The organism is Glaciecola sp. KUL10, assembly GCF_003203515.1.
GTDB lineage: Bacteria > Pseudomonadota > Gammaproteobacteria > Enterobacterales > Alteromonadaceae > Glaciecola.
Genome location: NZ_BGNG01000002.1, coordinates 152,092 through 167,503 on the forward strand (window position 1 = coordinate 152,092; position 15,412 = coordinate 167,503).

At 42.3% G+C, this 15,412-nt stretch carries 18 protein-coding genes; all 18 read left to right on the forward strand.

Annotated features, from left to right (window positions below; genetic code table 11):
• The first annotated feature begins 1 nt into the window (after position 1).
• Positions 2 to 619 carry a thermonuclease family protein gene (locus KUL10_RS04540; RefSeq protein ID WP_110427723.1) on the forward strand — a complete coding sequence of 206 codons (618 nt, stop codon included), beginning with the start codon at positions 2 to 4 and terminating at the stop codon, positions 617 to 619.
• A 2-nt stretch (positions 620 to 621) separates the two neighbouring features.
• Complete coding sequence (locus KUL10_RS04545; RefSeq protein WP_110427724.1) at positions 622 to 1,113, forward strand: TlpA disulfide reductase family protein; 492 nt, start codon at positions 622 to 624, stop codon at positions 1,111 to 1,113.
• 178 nt (positions 1,114 to 1,291) lie between these two features.
• Positions 1,292 to 1,384 carry a DUF4266 domain-containing protein gene (locus KUL10_RS18785; protein WP_233499726.1) on the forward strand — a complete coding sequence of 31 codons (93 nt, stop codon included), beginning with the start codon at positions 1,292 to 1,294 and terminating at the stop codon, positions 1,382 to 1,384.
• Between the two features lie 7 nt (positions 1,385 to 1,391).
• Positions 1,392 to 2,570 carry a DUF3570 domain-containing protein gene (locus KUL10_RS04555; protein ID WP_233499706.1) on the forward strand — a complete coding sequence of 393 codons (1,179 nt, stop codon included), beginning with the start codon at positions 1,392 to 1,394 and terminating at the stop codon, positions 2,568 to 2,570.
• A gap of 6 nt (positions 2,571 to 2,576) precedes the next feature.
• On the forward strand, positions 2,577 to 3,464 hold the full coding sequence (locus KUL10_RS04560) for an FAD:protein FMN transferase (RefSeq protein WP_110427726.1): 888 nt from the start codon (positions 2,577 to 2,579) through the stop codon (positions 3,462 to 3,464).
• Positions 3,465 to 3,715: 251 nt separating this feature from the next.
• On the forward strand, positions 3,716 to 4,651 hold the full coding sequence (locus KUL10_RS04565) for a biogenesis protein MshI (protein ID WP_110427727.1): 936 nt from the start codon (positions 3,716 to 3,718) through the stop codon (positions 4,649 to 4,651).
• Entirely contained in the window at positions 4,648 to 5,235 is a 588-nt protein-coding gene (locus tag KUL10_RS04570; protein WP_110427728.1) for a PilN domain-containing protein, read from the forward strand. The genes KUL10_RS04565 and KUL10_RS04570 overlap by 4 nt, the downstream gene beginning before the upstream one ends.
• Before the next feature lie 2 nt (positions 5,236 to 5,237).
• The gene (gene gspM, locus KUL10_RS04575; protein ID WP_110427729.1) at positions 5,238 to 5,903 is read left to right on the forward strand and encodes a type II secretion system protein GspM; all 666 of its coding nucleotides are present in this window, start codon (positions 5,238 to 5,240) and stop codon (positions 5,901 to 5,903) included.
• Entirely contained in the window at positions 5,893 to 6,243 is a 351-nt protein-coding gene (locus tag KUL10_RS04580) for a hypothetical protein (protein WP_110427730.1), read from the forward strand. The genes gspM and KUL10_RS04580 overlap by 11 nt, the downstream gene beginning before the upstream one ends.
• Complete coding sequence (mshL, locus tag KUL10_RS04585; protein WP_110427731.1) at positions 6,230 to 7,924, forward strand: pilus (MSHA type) biogenesis protein MshL; 1,695 nt, start codon at positions 6,230 to 6,232, stop codon at positions 7,922 to 7,924. The genes KUL10_RS04580 and mshL overlap by 14 nt, the downstream gene beginning before the upstream one ends.
• A 2-nt stretch (positions 7,925 to 7,926) precedes the next feature.
• Complete coding sequence (locus KUL10_RS04590; protein WP_110427732.1) at positions 7,927 to 8,850, forward strand: ExeA family protein; 924 nt, start codon at positions 7,927 to 7,929, stop codon at positions 8,848 to 8,850.
• Positions 8,847 to 9,947, forward strand: coding sequence for a lipopolysaccharide assembly protein LapB (locus KUL10_RS04595; RefSeq protein ID WP_158525312.1), 1,101 nt, complete (start codon positions 8,847 to 8,849; stop codon positions 9,945 to 9,947). Before KUL10_RS04590 ends, KUL10_RS04595 begins: the two co-directional genes overlap by 4 nt.
• 2 nt (positions 9,948 to 9,949) lie before the next feature.
• Positions 9,950 to 11,776 (forward strand): GspE/PulE family protein, encoded by a 1,827-nt coding sequence (locus KUL10_RS04600; RefSeq protein ID WP_110427734.1) that lies wholly within the window; start codon positions 9,950 to 9,952, stop codon positions 11,774 to 11,776.
• Between the two features lies 1 nt (position 11,777).
• Complete coding sequence (locus KUL10_RS04605; protein WP_110427735.1) at positions 11,778 to 13,007, forward strand: type II secretion system F family protein; 1,230 nt, start codon at positions 11,778 to 11,780, stop codon at positions 13,005 to 13,007.
• A gap of 61 nt (positions 13,008 to 13,068) precedes the next feature.
• Positions 13,069 to 13,671: a Tfp pilus assembly protein FimT/FimU gene (locus tag KUL10_RS04610; RefSeq protein WP_110427736.1), complete on the forward strand. Its 603-nt coding sequence runs from the start codon at positions 13,069 to 13,071 to the stop codon at positions 13,669 to 13,671.
• A gap of 31 nt (positions 13,672 to 13,702) precedes the next feature.
• Positions 13,703 to 14,236, forward strand: coding sequence for a prepilin-type N-terminal cleavage/methylation domain-containing protein (locus KUL10_RS04615; protein ID WP_199509188.1), 534 nt, complete (start codon positions 13,703 to 13,705; stop codon positions 14,234 to 14,236).
• Positions 14,237 to 14,265: 29 nt separating this feature from the next.
• Positions 14,266 to 14,823, forward strand: a complete 558-nt coding sequence (locus KUL10_RS04620) for a type II secretion system protein (protein ID WP_158525313.1) — start codon at positions 14,266 to 14,268, stop codon at positions 14,821 to 14,823.
• The gene (locus tag KUL10_RS04625) at positions 14,813 to 15,412 is read left to right on the forward strand and encodes a prepilin-type N-terminal cleavage/methylation domain-containing protein (protein ID WP_158525314.1); all 600 of its coding nucleotides are present in this window, start codon (positions 14,813 to 14,815) and stop codon (positions 15,410 to 15,412) included. Before KUL10_RS04620 ends, KUL10_RS04625 begins: the two co-directional genes overlap by 11 nt.

Here is a 15,412-nt window from a genome sequence, read left to right on the forward strand (position 1 = left end):
CATGAGGTACGGGCTATCGCTTGCTGCTTTCCTTTTGGTTAGTGCAATAAGTGCTTGTCAGCGCCAAGGTATTGATGAGTATCGCGTTGTGAAATTTATTGATGGCGATACCATAGTGTTGAATGACGATGAAGGTACGCGAATTGACCTTGCGCTTATTGATGCACCTGAAATTGAACAGCCCTTCGGTCGCGATGCTCGTCAAGGTCTGGAATCACTTATTCAAGATAACAGAGTTCAAATACAGTATATGAACAATGGGAAGGCTCTCGTTTATCTTGATAGCATACTAATCAATGAAAAACTTGTTCAAAAAGGCTATGCATGGTTTGACATCAGCGCCGCCCCTGAGCCAGCAATGAGCATACGCTTGAAGGACTCACAGAGCGAGGCAACATCGCGTAAAATAGGATTGTGGGCGCAAAACGACACATTAATTGTTTCTCCATGGCAATGGCGGGCTGATGGTAAAGAGGTGGTCAGAAATTCAAACCAAATACGGTTTGCACAACAGAGAGAAGCGGAGAGGCGGCGAATGGAATTACAAAAAATCACCGATAAAAGAAGGGAAGCGAACGCACCTAATCGCTCAAAACTAATAACGACCAAAGATGATTAATAATGACTATATTTCGTGTAGTAATGTTTTATTTTATGTTGCACTCTTTCGCGGCCCACGCGGTTTCTGTTGGAGACAAAATTGCAAACTTTGCATTGCCGGAATTTAAAACATCAAGCAAAACATTTTCGCTTAGCGACTATGATAATCATGTCATTTATATTGATTTTTGGGCATCTTGGTGTGTGCCTTGTCGTAAGTCTTTTCCGTTTATGAACAGACTACACGAAGAATACAGCGCACAAGGCCTTAAGGTTATTGCAATCAATATGGATGAAGAACCCAATGATGCAGTAAAGTTCCTTGAAAAGTATCCCGCGAAGTTTAGTGTCTTGCAAGGCAGTGATGAGCTTGGAAAGTACTTCAATTTAAAAGGGCTACCCATGGCTTACCTAGTATCAAAAACAGGTGAGCTGGTAGCTATTCATGCGGGGTTCAATCAAAAGCATGCCAGTAAAGTAGAAGCACAAATTCAGCATTTAATTAAAGAGTAAAACCGATTTAATATAAAGTAGAGACCACATAGTGATTTTGACACAACAAAGACTAATAAATTTCAAAAAAATAGTAGTGCTAATCGCTCTGCTTTCGTTGGGTGGGTGCGCTAGCAATATAAATGCATGGGAGCGAGGGCGCTTGGCTAAAACGGAGATGCAGTTTGAGCCAGATCCTATGAGAGCCGCTTTTATGCGACACGTCTATGCCAGTAAAGAAGCTTCTACAGGCGGTTCGTCTACTGCCGGTGGTGGTTGCGGGTGTAATTAATAACATTATGAAAAAAGATAATAAAACCTTAGCATTACTTTCAATCGCCGCGACTAATCTCATAGCGACACAATGTACTCAAGCTGTTGAGCTAGCAACAGATTTTCAGTTTGGCTATCGTCATCATATGTATGATGAATCACCATTACCGAATTCGCTCGGAGACTCTACAGATCGCTATAACATCCGTGTCAATCAATTTTCACTGCTCGCACCTTTAACAGACAGTTTTGATATGTCACTTAGCTACCAGCATGAGCGGATGTCTGGAGCATCTCCTTGGTTTACCATATCTGGGCCAGATGGCGAGGTGGTTCAAGTCATGAGTGGAGCAACAATAGAGGACGAACGCACTGATGCCTCGATCAATCTAAGATACAAACGTGATAATTTTCGTTATGGTATTGTTGCTGCCATCTCATCTGAAGATGATTATCTGTCTCGCCTTGTGGGCGTCGAAGTTGCCCGAGAGAGCGAAGATAAAAGAGGCACATTCTCTGTTTCGCTTGATGTGTCTAACGATGATATTAATCCTGTCGACGCTGATTTATTTCTTACTCGCCCTGCCGTTGAGCAGACTAAGCGCTCAACATCTGCAGTCGTTTCCTACAGTTATGTGCTGAGCAAAAATACGTTGGCACAATTTTCAGCCGGATACATTTCGCGCGACGGTTACTTGTCCGATCCATACAAACTGGCGCTTGTGGATTTTAATTTAATTGGTGATTCTAGACCTTCAAGTCGTTACGCAAAAACCTTGGCTAGTAGATTTCGCTACTTTTCAGATACGCTCAATGGCGCATTCCACGCGGATTACCGCTATTATGATGATAGCTGGGATGTCGAATCGCATACATTCGATTTAGCGTGGTATCAAAATCTACCTTATGATTTTCAGTTGGTCCCCTCGATAAGGCACTACGCTCAGAAAGCTAGTTTTTTTTATGAAGTGTTTTATGAAAGTACAAGAGACGATGGTTTTTATTCGACCGACTATCGGTTATCTGAATATGGTGCAACAACATATGGTTTAAAATTATCAAAGCAATTCACTGGTTGGTCGTTTACCGTGAGCTTCGATAAATATGAAAGTGGCGGTGCTCACGGCCTTGCCAAATCTGATGTTGAAAACCCAGGTTTGCTCGATTTTGAACTTGTCCAACTAGGCGTTAATGCGACTTTTTAACAGCTAATGGAATTATTTAGTGCTAAGTTCAAGGCTATGGGTAGCCCATGCGCTCTATTTCTGTATGCAGAAACCGCCTCCGCTATTAGTGTTGCTGAAAACAAAGTGATTGAGATGCTTGATGGTTGGGAAATGAAGTACTCTCGTTATCAATCTGATAGTGCGCTGTCACAAATCAATCAACAGGCAGGAACATCGGCGAGATTCAGACTCGACGATGAGTTTTGGCAACTAGTTCAGTATGCCAACACCGCCTATGAAATAAGTGACGGTTTATTCGATATAACTTCTGGCGTGCTCAGAGAAGTTTGGCACCGAAACACTCAAGAAATTCCGTCGCAGCAAACAATAGAAGCGTGCTTAAAACGTATTGGCTGGGATAAGGTCGCAATGCAGAAAAAAAACTTTCACCTCCCGTTGCCAGGTATGCAGATTGACCTTGGTGGTATTGTCAAAGAGTTCGCTGCAGATGCCATTGCAAATCAATTACTAAACATGGGTTATACTTCCGGATTAATCGACTTAGGCGGAGATATCACTGTACTGGGTGCCAAACCATCCGGAGAGCCTTGGAATATTGCTATTTCTCATCCTCAGGCGCCAGAGTCAGCGATTGCAACTATTCCGATGATTTCAGGAGGATTGGCATCAAGTGGTGACTATCAACGATTTATTGAAATTGATGGCGAAAGATACTGTCATATTGTGAATCCAAAAACCGGCTGGCCTACCAAGGGGTTAGCTGGCGTTAGTGTATTTACAGAACAATGTGTCGTGGCTGGAACACTATCAACGATTGCGATGCTAAAAGGCGCGGAAGGCCTATCTTGGCTAAGGCAATTAGGTTGTCAGTTTGTTGCTATTGATGAAAGCATGAAGGTGCATACCTCCTAAAAGTGCGCGCTACACTTACTTCTTTTTTCCACACTTACTCCTCTCACTTTAGTTTGCATGATTGGTACGCGCTTTGCTGAAGTACAGTACCTGTAGACCAAAAAGCACTGCTGCGTCATAAAAATCATTTTCTTTGGCACTTTAGTCAATTAAATGGCAAGGCTTTGCCGCTTTTTGAAATGCAAAATTATAGTTAGCTTCTCGGAAAATATATGCGTTTAAGCTTAAGGCAATACATATCTAAGAAATTTATGTCTTCTAAAAAAGCAAGTGTGGTTGGGCTTTCTTTGGGCTTGGAAGGTGTTTCGCTATGTGTATTACAACACAAAAAAGGTGAGTTTATTTGCGTTGAACAAACCGAATTTGGCTATCAAGATTGGGCAAAGGCGCTCACTGAATTTGTCAAAAGCTCTAAACTGACCTGGGCGAAGTGCTATCTAGCGCTGACCTCACATCATTATCAATTATTACATTTAGACAGACCTAATGTGCCTCAAGACGAAATCCTGAAAGCCCTAGAATGGCCTGTCAAAGAAATGCTCAATGCTAACGAAAGTTATGTTTGCGACTACACCGAGTATCCAATGCAAGTCAGTGGGCAGAATAAAATTGCTGTGGCAGCAATGGCAAAAAATGAAGTTAAAAAGATTAGTGAAATTCTTTTTGCAGCTAAATTGGACTTACAAAGTATCAGTGTTGAAGAATTTGCGCTGGTGGCGCTCTTGCCTAATCAGAGCGACCCAATTCTATCCCTTTCGCAAGAAAGTGGAGAGGAAATCATTTTAAATATTGTAAAAGACCAAAAATTATACTTTTCAAGAAGAATTAAGGGGTTTGAAAACTTAGGAAGTTATTCTATTCGAGAACTAGAAATGGGGCTTGTTGATAACCTATGCGTACAAATACAACGTTCTATGGACTTCTTTGAGAGTCAATTAAGGCAAGCGCCTGTTAGGCAAATTGTTATCAATCTGGATACTAGGTTACAAGCTGAAGTGGCGCGTCTCATTGAGAAAACGATGGATCTGAAGGTGGGGCATTTCGAACCAGAATCTATGTCAGGGCAAGGAAACTCTGTTCAGCAAGCCAGTTTCACTGCTTTGGGCGCTGTGTTTGAATCCTATATTGATGATAAAAAAACGCTTAGTACCCCACGAGATAATGTGAATGCGGAGGGAAGCGTATGAAAAGTTCAATGAACCTCTATCAAGCCGAGTTTAGACCTCATTTCATATGGATGACACTGAGTCATTTGATTTCTATCTGTTTGTTTATAACTGCTGTTGCAGCGATATGCGAATTTTGGCTACAACAAGAGCAGATTCAAGTCGAAAACCAGCTAAAGCAAAAACAGAGCACTTTGAATCAACAAAAGGCCATTCTCAATGAAATGACCAGTGCGTTGGCAATGCGTGTCGAAGATCCGAAGTTGATTGCAATGCTAGCGTCGCTTTCAAACGATATTCGTGGCAAGGAAGCATTATTGGCGAGGCTCGAAGAGTTGGCTCAACAACAAAGCCACAGTTTTTCAAAGATGCTAACGTCACTTGCGAAGATCGACACTGACGATTTGTGGTTAACGCGAGTCCAAGTGGTCGATAATGATTTGAGCATGCAAGGGGTCATCGCAGAACCCAATGCACTGCCGCTTTGGATAAGAAGTTTGTCTGAAACTGAGTACTTCGCGAACCGTACTTTTAGAGAAGCCCAAATTAGTCGCGACAGTGAACAACTCGTGTTTAGCCTTGCAACCAAAAGCGAGGGAAACTAGCTATGAAACTCAATATCAATCAAGGATTGTTTTATCTAAGTACCAAATTTGATTCTATTTCTTCACGTGAACGCAAGCTCGTATTTTGGGGCTTGCCCATCACGCTCATGGTCGTTTTTTTCTTGCAGTTTCTTGAACCAACTTATCAAGATATCCAGAGTAAGCAAAAACAACTATTACAAACCACTAAACAAGTACTTGATACGCAGAACAGTATACAGAGCATAACGACTCAATTGAGTATCGATCCAAATGCAGAACTTAATACGCAGATAGAGCGGGCAAGAAGTAGGATTGATGCTTTAGACCGTGTGTTCAATGAAGAGCTAAACCAATTAGTCCAACCCAGTTATATGCCAATTTTGTTGGAACAAATGATAAATGAGGCAGACGGCTTGAAATTATTGAGCCTAAATTCGGTTGATCCCATCAAAATCTTTTCTTTGGATGAAAACAATACCAACGTCGCACTTTATCAACATCGCATCAAGCTTGTGTTAGAAGGCAACTTTTTTGCGGTTCGTGATTTTTTAAGACAAACCGAAGAACTAGGCTGGCGTTTGTATTGGCCGCAGCTTGACTATGAGGTCAAAGCATATCCAAGCGCGCAAGTTAGCGTTGATCTTGCAACCTTGAGCACAAGCGAGGAGTTCATCAGTGTTCTCTAGAAAATTTCACACTGTTTTTTACTTATTTATTTATTTCTTTCAACCTTTTAGCAGTTTTGCCGCTAACTTAGAAAGAGATCCAACGCGCCCTAGCAATCAAAAGAGCGTCGTAAGCCCTAAACAGAATAAATCGCCGTTTTCTGTGACTGCAATCATGTCAAAAGGAGGAACGTCGGTTGCGATTGTTAACCAGCGTACTTTAGCGGTTGGCGATGAAATGGATGGTTGGTTGGTGACTGATATCCAAAAGGACTATGTACAAATGCGCTTAATAAACGCAAATGAAAATGGGTCAGAAATTAAATTTAGAGTGAGTGAGCGAGTGAATGTCAAAAATTAGGCTATCTATATATTTCGATGCAAAGTCAGGCGTATTCCTGCGCGTCTGTAGCCTGCTCGTATTTCTTTTTGGTTTAAATGCATGCGCAACAAAAGAAAAAAGCCATGTCGAAGCATCGTTGGCTGATGAGCTACTTTCACCTGCAGAAACGCAAGCTATTAATCAAGTTGAATCACTGGATTCCTTGCCGCAAGAAGTCGCGGATACTCTTTTGTCTTTGGGGGCAGGTGAACAGTCAAATTCACTATTTGGGGTGGAAAAGTATGACATCAGTGCGCGCGACGTTGATGCGGTGAGTTTTTTCTCGAGCCTTGTGGACGATACCCCGTATTCAGTTGCCTTACACCCCGCGGTTCAAGGCAACATTACACTAGACTTAAAGCAAGTTGAACTTGGACAAGTAATGAGTTTGGTGTCGGACCTATATGGGTTTCATATCGAGAAAATGGGCAACATTTTTAGAGTTTTCCCCGCTGGACTTCGCACAGAAACGTTTTCTGTTAATTATTTACTCATGCAACGCGACGGCAACACTCAAACGAGTATTATTTCGGGAGGCGTCTCACAAAATGCCAATAGCAGCGGTGGTAATTTTGGTGGTCAAAATAACTTTAATGGCAATAATGGTGGTCAAATCGGTGGTGGCAACCAAAGCGGATTTAATAGCGGAACATCTATAACCACGCGAACAGAAACAAACTTTTGGGATGAGCTTCAAGAAAAACTAATGACTATGATTGGAGAGGCCGATGGTCGAGCGGTGATGGTTTCTCCTCAATCAGGTTTAGTCACTGTGCGTGCGTTGCCAGACGAAATTAAGTCGATAAAACGATTTTTGAATCACTCTGAGAAAAACCTACAGCGCCAAGTCGTCATCGAGGCTAGAATCCTTGAAGTCATTCTCAATGATGAATACCAACAGGGTATCAATTGGACACAAGTACTTGCCAATGCGGGAAGCACCGACTTTCAGTTTGCAACGTCTGCGGGCGGATTTGGCAATGAAATTAGTGCTGCCCTCGGGGGTGTCACCAGCTTAAGTTTCTTAAATCAAGACTTTTCAGGTGTGGTTAATTTGCTCGAAACTCAGGGCAATATACAAGTACTTTCCAGTCCAAGAGTCACGGCAATTAATAACCAAAAGGCAGTGATCAAAGTAGGTGATGACGAGTATTTTGTGACCGACATTTCAAGTCAAAATACCATCACAGCAAACAGTACCTCAGTGGTTCCAGACATTGAACTTACACCATTTTTCTCAGGGATTGCATTAGACGTAACACCACAGATCGACGAAAACGGCAGTATCCTATTACACATACACCCCTCTGTGATAGAGACCCAAGAGCAAGAAAAAGTTGTTACCCTTAATCAAGAACAGATAGTCTTGCCATTAGCACAAAGTACCATTCGTGAATCAGATACGATTATTCGAGCAACTTCAGGCGAAATCGTGGTGATAGGCGGTTTAATGCAATCGGTTATCACTGATGAAAATTCACAAACTCCTTTATTGGGTGATATTCCTGTGCTGGGTAATTTATTTAAGAACAAGCGCAAACGCGAGACAAAAAAAGAACTCATTATCTTACTAAAACCCACCGTTGTTGGTCCGAATACTTGGAAACAACAAATGGAAGCCAGTCGCGCACAAATGGCTGACTGGTTATATGTGGAGTAACTATGTACCTATATCATTTTGGCATCCGAGAACTTCCTTTTACCCTTACGCCTAATACCCAGTATTACTTTGGATTACCTAGTCACAATGAGGCCATTGAAGTCCTTTCGACGGCCTTAATGACAGGTGAAGGATTTATCAAGGTAACCGGAGAGGTTGGTTCAGGTAAAACACTGATTTGCCGAAAATTGCTTAATGAGTTACCGGATGGTTTTGTTACTGCATATATTCCTAACCCTTACTTGTCACCGGCTGAATTGCGCAAGGCAGTGGCGGCAGAGTTAAAAGTTGACTTGCCAAGTAACCCTGATCAACAAGAATTTACCCAATGTATTCAAGCTAAGTTAATCGAGATCAGTAAGCAAAACAAAAATGCAGTCCTCATTATAGATGAAGCGCAAGCGCTTCCTGAAGAGAGTATTGAGGCCTTGAGGTTAATGACGAACTTAGAAACGGAGTCTAAAAAGCTTTTACAAGTAGTGTTGTTTGGGCAACCAGAATTAGACCAAAAACTTGCAAAGCCAGAATTAAGACAGCTCAAACAACGCATTACCTTTTCTTACGCATTGAGTCTGATGAATGTTGATCAGTGTTACCAGTATATCCAGCACCGTATTCATGTAGCGGGTTATCATCCTAAAGAATTATTTAGCATGAAATGCTGTCGTTTAATTAACAAGGCGAGTAAAGGGACGCCAAGGCTAGTAAACATACTATGCCACAAAGCTATGATGCTAGCCTATGGTGAAGGAGCCAAGAGAATTAGTAAAAAGCATGTAAAAGCTGCAATTGAAGATACTGAAGGCGCTTTTACAAAGCCTAATAACGACTGGTTTAGTTATGCGTGGTCTTTTGTCTCTTTAGGTGCATTTGTTGTTTTACTCTATGCTTACCCGCTTGTCGCTGACTACGGATGGCTTTCATGAGCGTAGTCAATAAAATGCTGAGTGATCTTGAAAAACGCTCGCAGGCTACAAAGCCCAATGCCAATTACGTACCAAGTGATACTGCTGACAATAACAGTAAAACGGTCAGCGTATTACTGGCTTTATTACTGGTGTTAGCAATCTTATTAGCTTGGTTAATGATGCGTGAACAAGCTCCGATTGAAGTGAACTCCGGCACAACAATAAGCAAAATTACGGGAGTTGATAAAGACCCCCAACTTGACCAACAGACTAAGAACGATAATGCCTCAGATGTTGCGCTTAAAGAACCACCAATGCTCAACGCAGCAAATCAAGCTAATGTTGATGTTGTGTTGGATGGTGAGAGTATAAAAGAATTAGTGACTCGCTTAAGTGAATCGGTTGAAAAGCTTCAGGTCATTGAACAGAAGAACAACCCATTGCAAGTAGCTGAGATTAATCACGCTCCAAAAAAGCCGGATCCATTCAACGAGCCAGTGGAAAAAGCAGCTAAACCAACGATGTCAGTTGCAAGTAGTCAGTCGTCTGATTCAGTGATTGCATTACAACAAGAAGCAAATAGGCAATTGCAAGCTGGAGATAAAAGCGGCGCAAAAAAAAACCTGTCGCGCATCTTAGCAATCGAGCCTAGAGATCTAAATGCGCGTAAAAAGCTTGCCTCATTGCACTTTGGTGAAGGCAACACAGTAGCCGCGTCTGAACTGCTTCAACAAGGCATTGCTCTCTCGCCAAGCGATAGTGCCATACGCCTTATGTTAGCCAGACTATTGTTTCGTTCAGATAAGGCTGATGACTCCTTACAAGTGCTCAAAAAGCATCCTCGCAATGTCATTGCAGACGATGAATTATTGAGTTTTAGGGCCGCACTGGCTGAAAAGCAAGGTGATTATAGCCAAGCTATTTCAGACTACTCACAGCTCATTGAACGTCAAAAAACAAATGCGCGCTGGTGGCTTGGGCTCGCAGTTAGTCAAGACAAAAAAAGTTTAAGGCAAGCTGCAATATCGTCTTATCGCCAAGCCCAAACACTTAACCAGCTATCTGAGCAAGTATCTACATTCGTTCAACAACGCCTTGCGGTGTTAGAGGGATAGTCGTGGCTATTAAATCAAAAGTTAGATTAGGCGACTTATTAGTTCAACGAAAGCTAATTGATGAACAACAGTTGCGTTTGGCACTTGCTGAGCAGCGTCAATCAGGCCGTAAGTTAGGTGCAACGTTGATAGCTATGAACTTGGTCTCAGAAACTGAGTTACTTAAGCTATTGTCTCAGCACTTTAATGTGCCAATGATCAATATCGAAGATTACAACGTCAATGCTAATGCAGTGAGGTTGTTACCAGAGATTCAAGCTAGACGTTATAGAGCACTCATTATCGATGAGAAAGACGATCATCTATTAGTTGCAATGAGTGATCCAGCCGATATTAATGCGATTGATGATTTAAGCGCAAAACTTCCTAAACCACTAAAAATTGCGGTAGTTAGCGAAAAACAACTTTTTAATGCCTATGAAACTTATTATCGAAAGAGTGAAGAAATTGCTTCTTTCGCTCAAGAATTAGCTGAAGAGTATGAGTCGTCAAAAGAGTTTCAACTAGATATAGGCGCATCGCAATCAGGCGAAGAAGATACAGCGGTTGCTAAACTTTTGCAGTCTATCTTTGAAGACGCGGTGCTTGCTAAAGCTTCTGACATTCATATAGAGCCAGAAGAGAAACAACTGCGAATACGTCAGCGCGTAGATGGACAACTTCAAGAAACCACTATCCCAGAGGCGAGTATTGCCGCTGCCTTAGTACTTCGATTAAAGCTAATGTCGGGATTAGACATTTCTGAAAAACGTTTGCCGCAAGATGGTCGAACTCAAATGACGGTGAAAGGCCGTTTAATTGACGTGCGCTTGTCTACGATGCCTGTTCAATATGGTGAGTCAGTGGTAATGAGGTTGCTCGACCAAACTGAAGGCGTACTTAGGTTAGAAAAAACAGGCATGCCAAGTCAACTGATTACGCGTTTTCGTGCATTGTTAAAGAGGCCCAATGGAATGGTATTGGTTACAGGGCCTACAGGCTCAGGTAAAACGACCACATTGTATGCTGCATTGACGGAACTGAATAAACCAGAGTGTAAAATTATAACGGTAGAGGATCCCGTTGAATATAGACTACCTCGCATAAACCAAGTACAGGTTAATCATAAAATTGACCTATCATTTTCACGTATCTTGAGGACAAGTTTAAGGCAAGATCCTGACATCATAATGGTCGGAGAAATGCGCGATCACGAAACCGTAGAAATTGGTCTTCGAGGTGCGCTGACGGGTCACCTCGTCCTATCCACCCTGCATACTAACGATGCAATTTCATCAGCGATTCGTTTGCTTGATATGGGTGCGCCCGGTTATCTCGTGGCTAGCTCGCTTCGTGCAATCGTTGCACAGCGGTTGGTGAGAAAAATATGCGAGCATTGTATAGAAATAACGGAACTGAAAAGTAATGTAAAACTGTGGTTGAAAAAATATAGGCCCGAAGCGGTAGATTCAACGTTTTTCAAAGGGCGAGGCTGTCAAAAATGCGGTAATTCTGGTTATAAAGGCCGCATGGGGGTCTTTGAGCTATTAGAGCTGGACGCCAATATGATGAAGGCTTTGCAGTCAAACGATGCTCACGCATTCAGCGCCGCAGTCGAGTTTAACAACGACTATGTGCCCCTTCCTCAAAGTGCACTGGACTATGCATTAAAGGGGCTCACGAGCATTGATGAAGTTCTCAAACTCGTTGAAATTACCTTTGATGTTGATGAGCCTACAACAGCGGAAGTGTCTCCAGCCCTAAGTCTTGAACCAGATATATCTGCAAAGTCGATCGGCCAACAACAAAACCCACCTTTTAGTTCCGGCCTAAGTTTAGAGGATATCTGACGTGCCTTTATTTATTTATAAAGGAAGGGAGTCTAGTGGCCAACTGGTAGAAGGTACGCTTGAGGCCGTTGATCAAAATAATGCAGCTCGCGTTTTGACTTCTCGCCAAATCACACCGGTAAATATTCAAGAAAAAGCGAGCAAGAGCAAAAAAGAGAAAGTGTCTGCTTGGTCAGAAGATATTCTTGAACCGAAGGTCAAGTTGTCTGACCTCGTAATTTTCGCACGTCAAATGTATTCCTTGACCAAAGCCGGCATTCCAATAATAAGAGCCGTCTCAGGACTGGCTCAAACTAATTCCAAACGAATGCAAAAAGCGTTGCTCGAAACCATTGAACAGCTGGAGAAAGGCAGAACATTGTCATCCGCGCTATCTCAGCACCCCGATATTTTCAATAAATTATTTGTGAGCGTCGTTCATGTCGGCGAAAACACGGGCAAGTTAGATGCCGCATTCTTACAACTGGCGATTTATCTAGAACGGGAGCAAGAAACACGCAAGCAAATTCAAGCAGCTTCCCGGTATCCGTCATTTGTCGTATTTGCCCTCGTCGCAGCCCTGGTCGTAATGAACATTTTGGTGATTCCAGTCTTCGCTGGGATGTTCGAGAAATTTAATGCTGAACTACCCGCAACTACATTGTTTTTGTTAGCGATGTCTGACTTTTTCCTGACCAAATGGTACTGGATAGTAGGGGGGGTAATGTTATTAATTTTCATAACAAAGAAATATTTACATACCGAAAAAGGCCGATATGTGTGGGATAAAAAACAACTGACGCTTCCCATCGTCGGGACTGTCATTGAAAAATCCTTGTTGGGGCGTTTTGCGCGCAGTTTTTCAATGATGCTGCGTGCGGGTGTGCCTTTGACTGTTGCTCTAAATTTAGTTGCGGAGGCCGTTAATAATACGTTCATGCAAAAGGCGATAATTACGATGCGCAGGCGCATTGAAAAAGGTGAAAACCTGACACGCGTTGCTAACGCAAGCCAGTTTTTTACTCCCTTAATAATGCAAATGATTAGCGTGGGTGAAGAGACCGGCCGCATAGATGAACTTTTAGAGGAAGTCGCAGATTTTTATGAGCGTGAAGTGGACTACGATTTAAAAAGCCTGACTTCAAAGATCGAACCAATACTGATTAGTATTGTTGCAGGTATGGTACTGATACTTGCGCTAGGTATATTTACACCAATGTGGGACATGATGGGAGCGGTTCAAGGTCGATAAATGATATTCGAAATGAATGCCCACTAACAAGTAATCTGATGAACAGATTCGGAGTAAGACTATGTTGAAAGCACTAAAGAAAAACCAAGGCTTTACCTTGATTGAATTGGTTATTGTCGTCGTGATACTAGGGTTACTTGCTGCAACCGCAATTCCTCGCTTTCTCGACGTGACCGAAAACGCTGAAAATGCGACCGTTGAGGGTGTAAGCGGTGGTTTTGCTACGGGGGTAGGTTTGGTGCGTGCTCAATGGGAGATAGAAGCAAGACCGGAAGACAATGACAGTCTTAATAAGTCGTTTGTTACTTTGGACGGCATTCAGATTGGCATCGATTCTGATACAGGGTATCCGACTGGACAGTTGCTTAATGATACAAGTACAGAAGATGACGTCATTAACGACCAAGACTGCGAAGCAGTATTTAATCTAATTATGCAAAGTGCACCTTCGATTACGACACAGTGGGTGCCAGAGCAAATCGAAAATTTCAGATACTTTGCCAGCGCACGCGCCAATCAAGGGTCGGGAGGCAATGATATTTGCCAATATTTTTTGATTCAAAGTATTAAGAATAATCCAACTGAGCCGTTAAATAACACAGTAGGAAACGGCTTTGTATACGATCCGCGTATTGGACAAGTCATCGTTTTTAGCAACAACTAGTTTGTCAATAGACACAAAAGAGGGTTTTATCATGCGTAAGCAAAGCGGTTTTACATTAATTGAATTGATTATTGTGATTGTAATTTTGGGTATCTTGGCGGTGACAGCAGCCCCCCGGTTTATCGATCTGCAAAGCGATGCAAAAGCAGCCACGCTTGATGGCGTGAAAGCAGCATTGCAAGGAGGCAGTCAGTTGGTGTATGCAAAAGCGGCTATTCAAGGCAAACAAAATCTGGCTGATTCAACAGTCACGATCACTGGTGTAGGCAATGTTGCAACGGTTTATGGATATCCAGATGCAGAGTCTTTTACGGCTATTCTTGCAGGGTCGAGCGCGGCGGTAACTGACTTGGCTGCATTTGCAGAAATTGATGAAGCTGAATTCGACATTGTAGAATCAGCTGCGACAACAGATGGTTCTGCCAACACTGCTGCGACTGACGGAGAGTTTGTCATCGTTTTTCAAGGTGCCGATGATGGTGATGCTTGTTCTGTAAGATATCAAAATTCAGCGGGCACAGGTCAAGCGCCAACGATTTCGATTGAAACGCCAAGCAGTTGTTAAATGGTTAAAAAACACATTTTAAATGTATAGTGACCTTATCACCTCTTAAAGTATCTCAATTTTACAAAGCTCAACAGGGGTTTACCTTTGTTGAGCTTATTATCGTAATTACGTTGATTGGTATTTTATCGATTACGGCGTATTCACGATTTTCTGGTAAAGAAGACTTTTCTGCTATTACATATCAAACTCAAACGTTGAGCCTTTTGAGAAATGTACAAACAAAAGCGATGTACGATTCACGATCAAACTTTTGTTACCAAGTTAATTTTATTACCAATTCAACACCGGCTTTTGGCGTACCCATCGATAATTTTTCGACTGGCAATGAAGCAACTTCATGTGCAAGTACAATTGGGGCTAATTTAAAAGAAGGATTGAGTACATCAGCCAATGAGTTGACAGAAGAAGGACTTGTTTTAAATGTAGTTGATGGGACCACCGTTATTGCTTACTTGCGTTTTGACGCAATGGGTAGGCCCTTAACAAGTGTCGCCAATTGTAGTTCTGGCTGCACAATTAGCTTTGTTGGCACCCAAACTGCGGAAGTATGTATTGAACCCGAAGGGTATGTGCATGCTTGCTAAAAAAAACGATATAAAGATACACAAAGGCTTTACGCTCATCGAGATGATCGTTGGGATGGTCTTACTTTCTTTGGCGTTGGTTGCGCTCTCTAGTTTTTTGTTTAACCGTTCAAGCAGCAATATCGATCCCATCTGGCAAACAAGAGCAATCGGAATAGCGCAGTCGGTTAGCAACGAAATACTTGCAAAAGACTTTGATGAAAACACATCGCCAAGTGGCGCTGGGCAAAGATGTTCGGAGAATTTAGCCTGTACGAATGGCGTCAATCTTGGCGCCGAAGTCGGTGAAGTCTTACTAGACTATGATGATGTAGATGATTACAACGGCCTTAATCTGGGCAGTGCGCAATTAAACAGTTTAGTGGGTGCTAGTTTACTTCCATCTGGAGATAACACATACGAAGGCTTTAATGTTGCTATCAGCGTTTTTTATGACGGAAATTTAGATGGAATTGATGATAATGACGTCGACGGAAATGGTGTGCAAGATGCGATTGCCGTCATCGCAAATATCAAAACCATTCACCTAACTGTCAGTACACCCGATAATGAATCGCTCGAGTTTGTGACAAGCAGGGCAAACTACTGA

What these genes read in the sequence shown, in the direction of transcription:
- KUL10_RS18785 (WP_233499726.1), top strand. Translation starts at nt 1,292, where the DNA reads ATGAGAGCCGCTTTTATGCGACACGTCTATGCCAGTAAAGAAGCTTCT.
- KUL10_RS04595 (WP_158525312.1), top strand. Translation starts at nt 8,847, where the DNA reads ATGAGCGTAGTCAATAAAATGCTGAGTGATCTTGAAAAACGCTCGCAG.
- KUL10_RS04545 (WP_110427724.1), top strand. Translation starts at nt 622, where the DNA reads ATGACTATATTTCGTGTAGTAATGTTTTATTTTATGTTGCACTCTTTC.
- KUL10_RS04610 (WP_110427736.1), top strand. Translation starts at nt 13,069, where the DNA reads ATGTTGAAAGCACTAAAGAAAAACCAAGGCTTTACCTTGATTGAATTG.
- KUL10_RS04570 (WP_110427728.1), top strand. Translation starts at nt 4,648, where the DNA reads ATGAAAAGTTCAATGAACCTCTATCAAGCCGAGTTTAGACCTCATTTC.
- KUL10_RS04540 (WP_110427723.1), top strand. Translation starts at nt 2, where the DNA reads ATGAGGTACGGGCTATCGCTTGCTGCTTTCCTTTTGGTTAGTGCAATA.
- KUL10_RS04565 (WP_110427727.1), top strand. Translation starts at nt 3,716, where the DNA reads ATGTCTTCTAAAAAAGCAAGTGTGGTTGGGCTTTCTTTGGGCTTGGAA.
- KUL10_RS04555 (WP_233499706.1), top strand. Translation starts at nt 1,392, where the DNA reads ATGAAAAAAGATAATAAAACCTTAGCATTACTTTCAATCGCCGCGACT.
- KUL10_RS04590 (WP_110427732.1), top strand. Translation starts at nt 7,927, where the DNA reads ATGTACCTATATCATTTTGGCATCCGAGAACTTCCTTTTACCCTTACG.
- KUL10_RS04615 (WP_199509188.1), top strand. Translation starts at nt 13,703, where the DNA reads ATGCGTAAGCAAAGCGGTTTTACATTAATTGAATTGATTATTGTGATT.
- KUL10_RS04625 (WP_158525314.1), top strand. Translation starts at nt 14,813, where the DNA reads ATGCTTGCTAAAAAAAACGATATAAAGATACACAAAGGCTTTACGCTC.
- mshL (WP_110427731.1), top strand. Translation starts at nt 6,230, where the DNA reads ATGTCAAAAATTAGGCTATCTATATATTTCGATGCAAAGTCAGGCGTA.
- KUL10_RS04560 (WP_110427726.1), top strand. Translation starts at nt 2,577, where the DNA reads ATGGAATTATTTAGTGCTAAGTTCAAGGCTATGGGTAGCCCATGCGCT.
- gspM (WP_110427729.1), top strand. Translation starts at nt 5,238, where the DNA reads ATGAAACTCAATATCAATCAAGGATTGTTTTATCTAAGTACCAAATTT.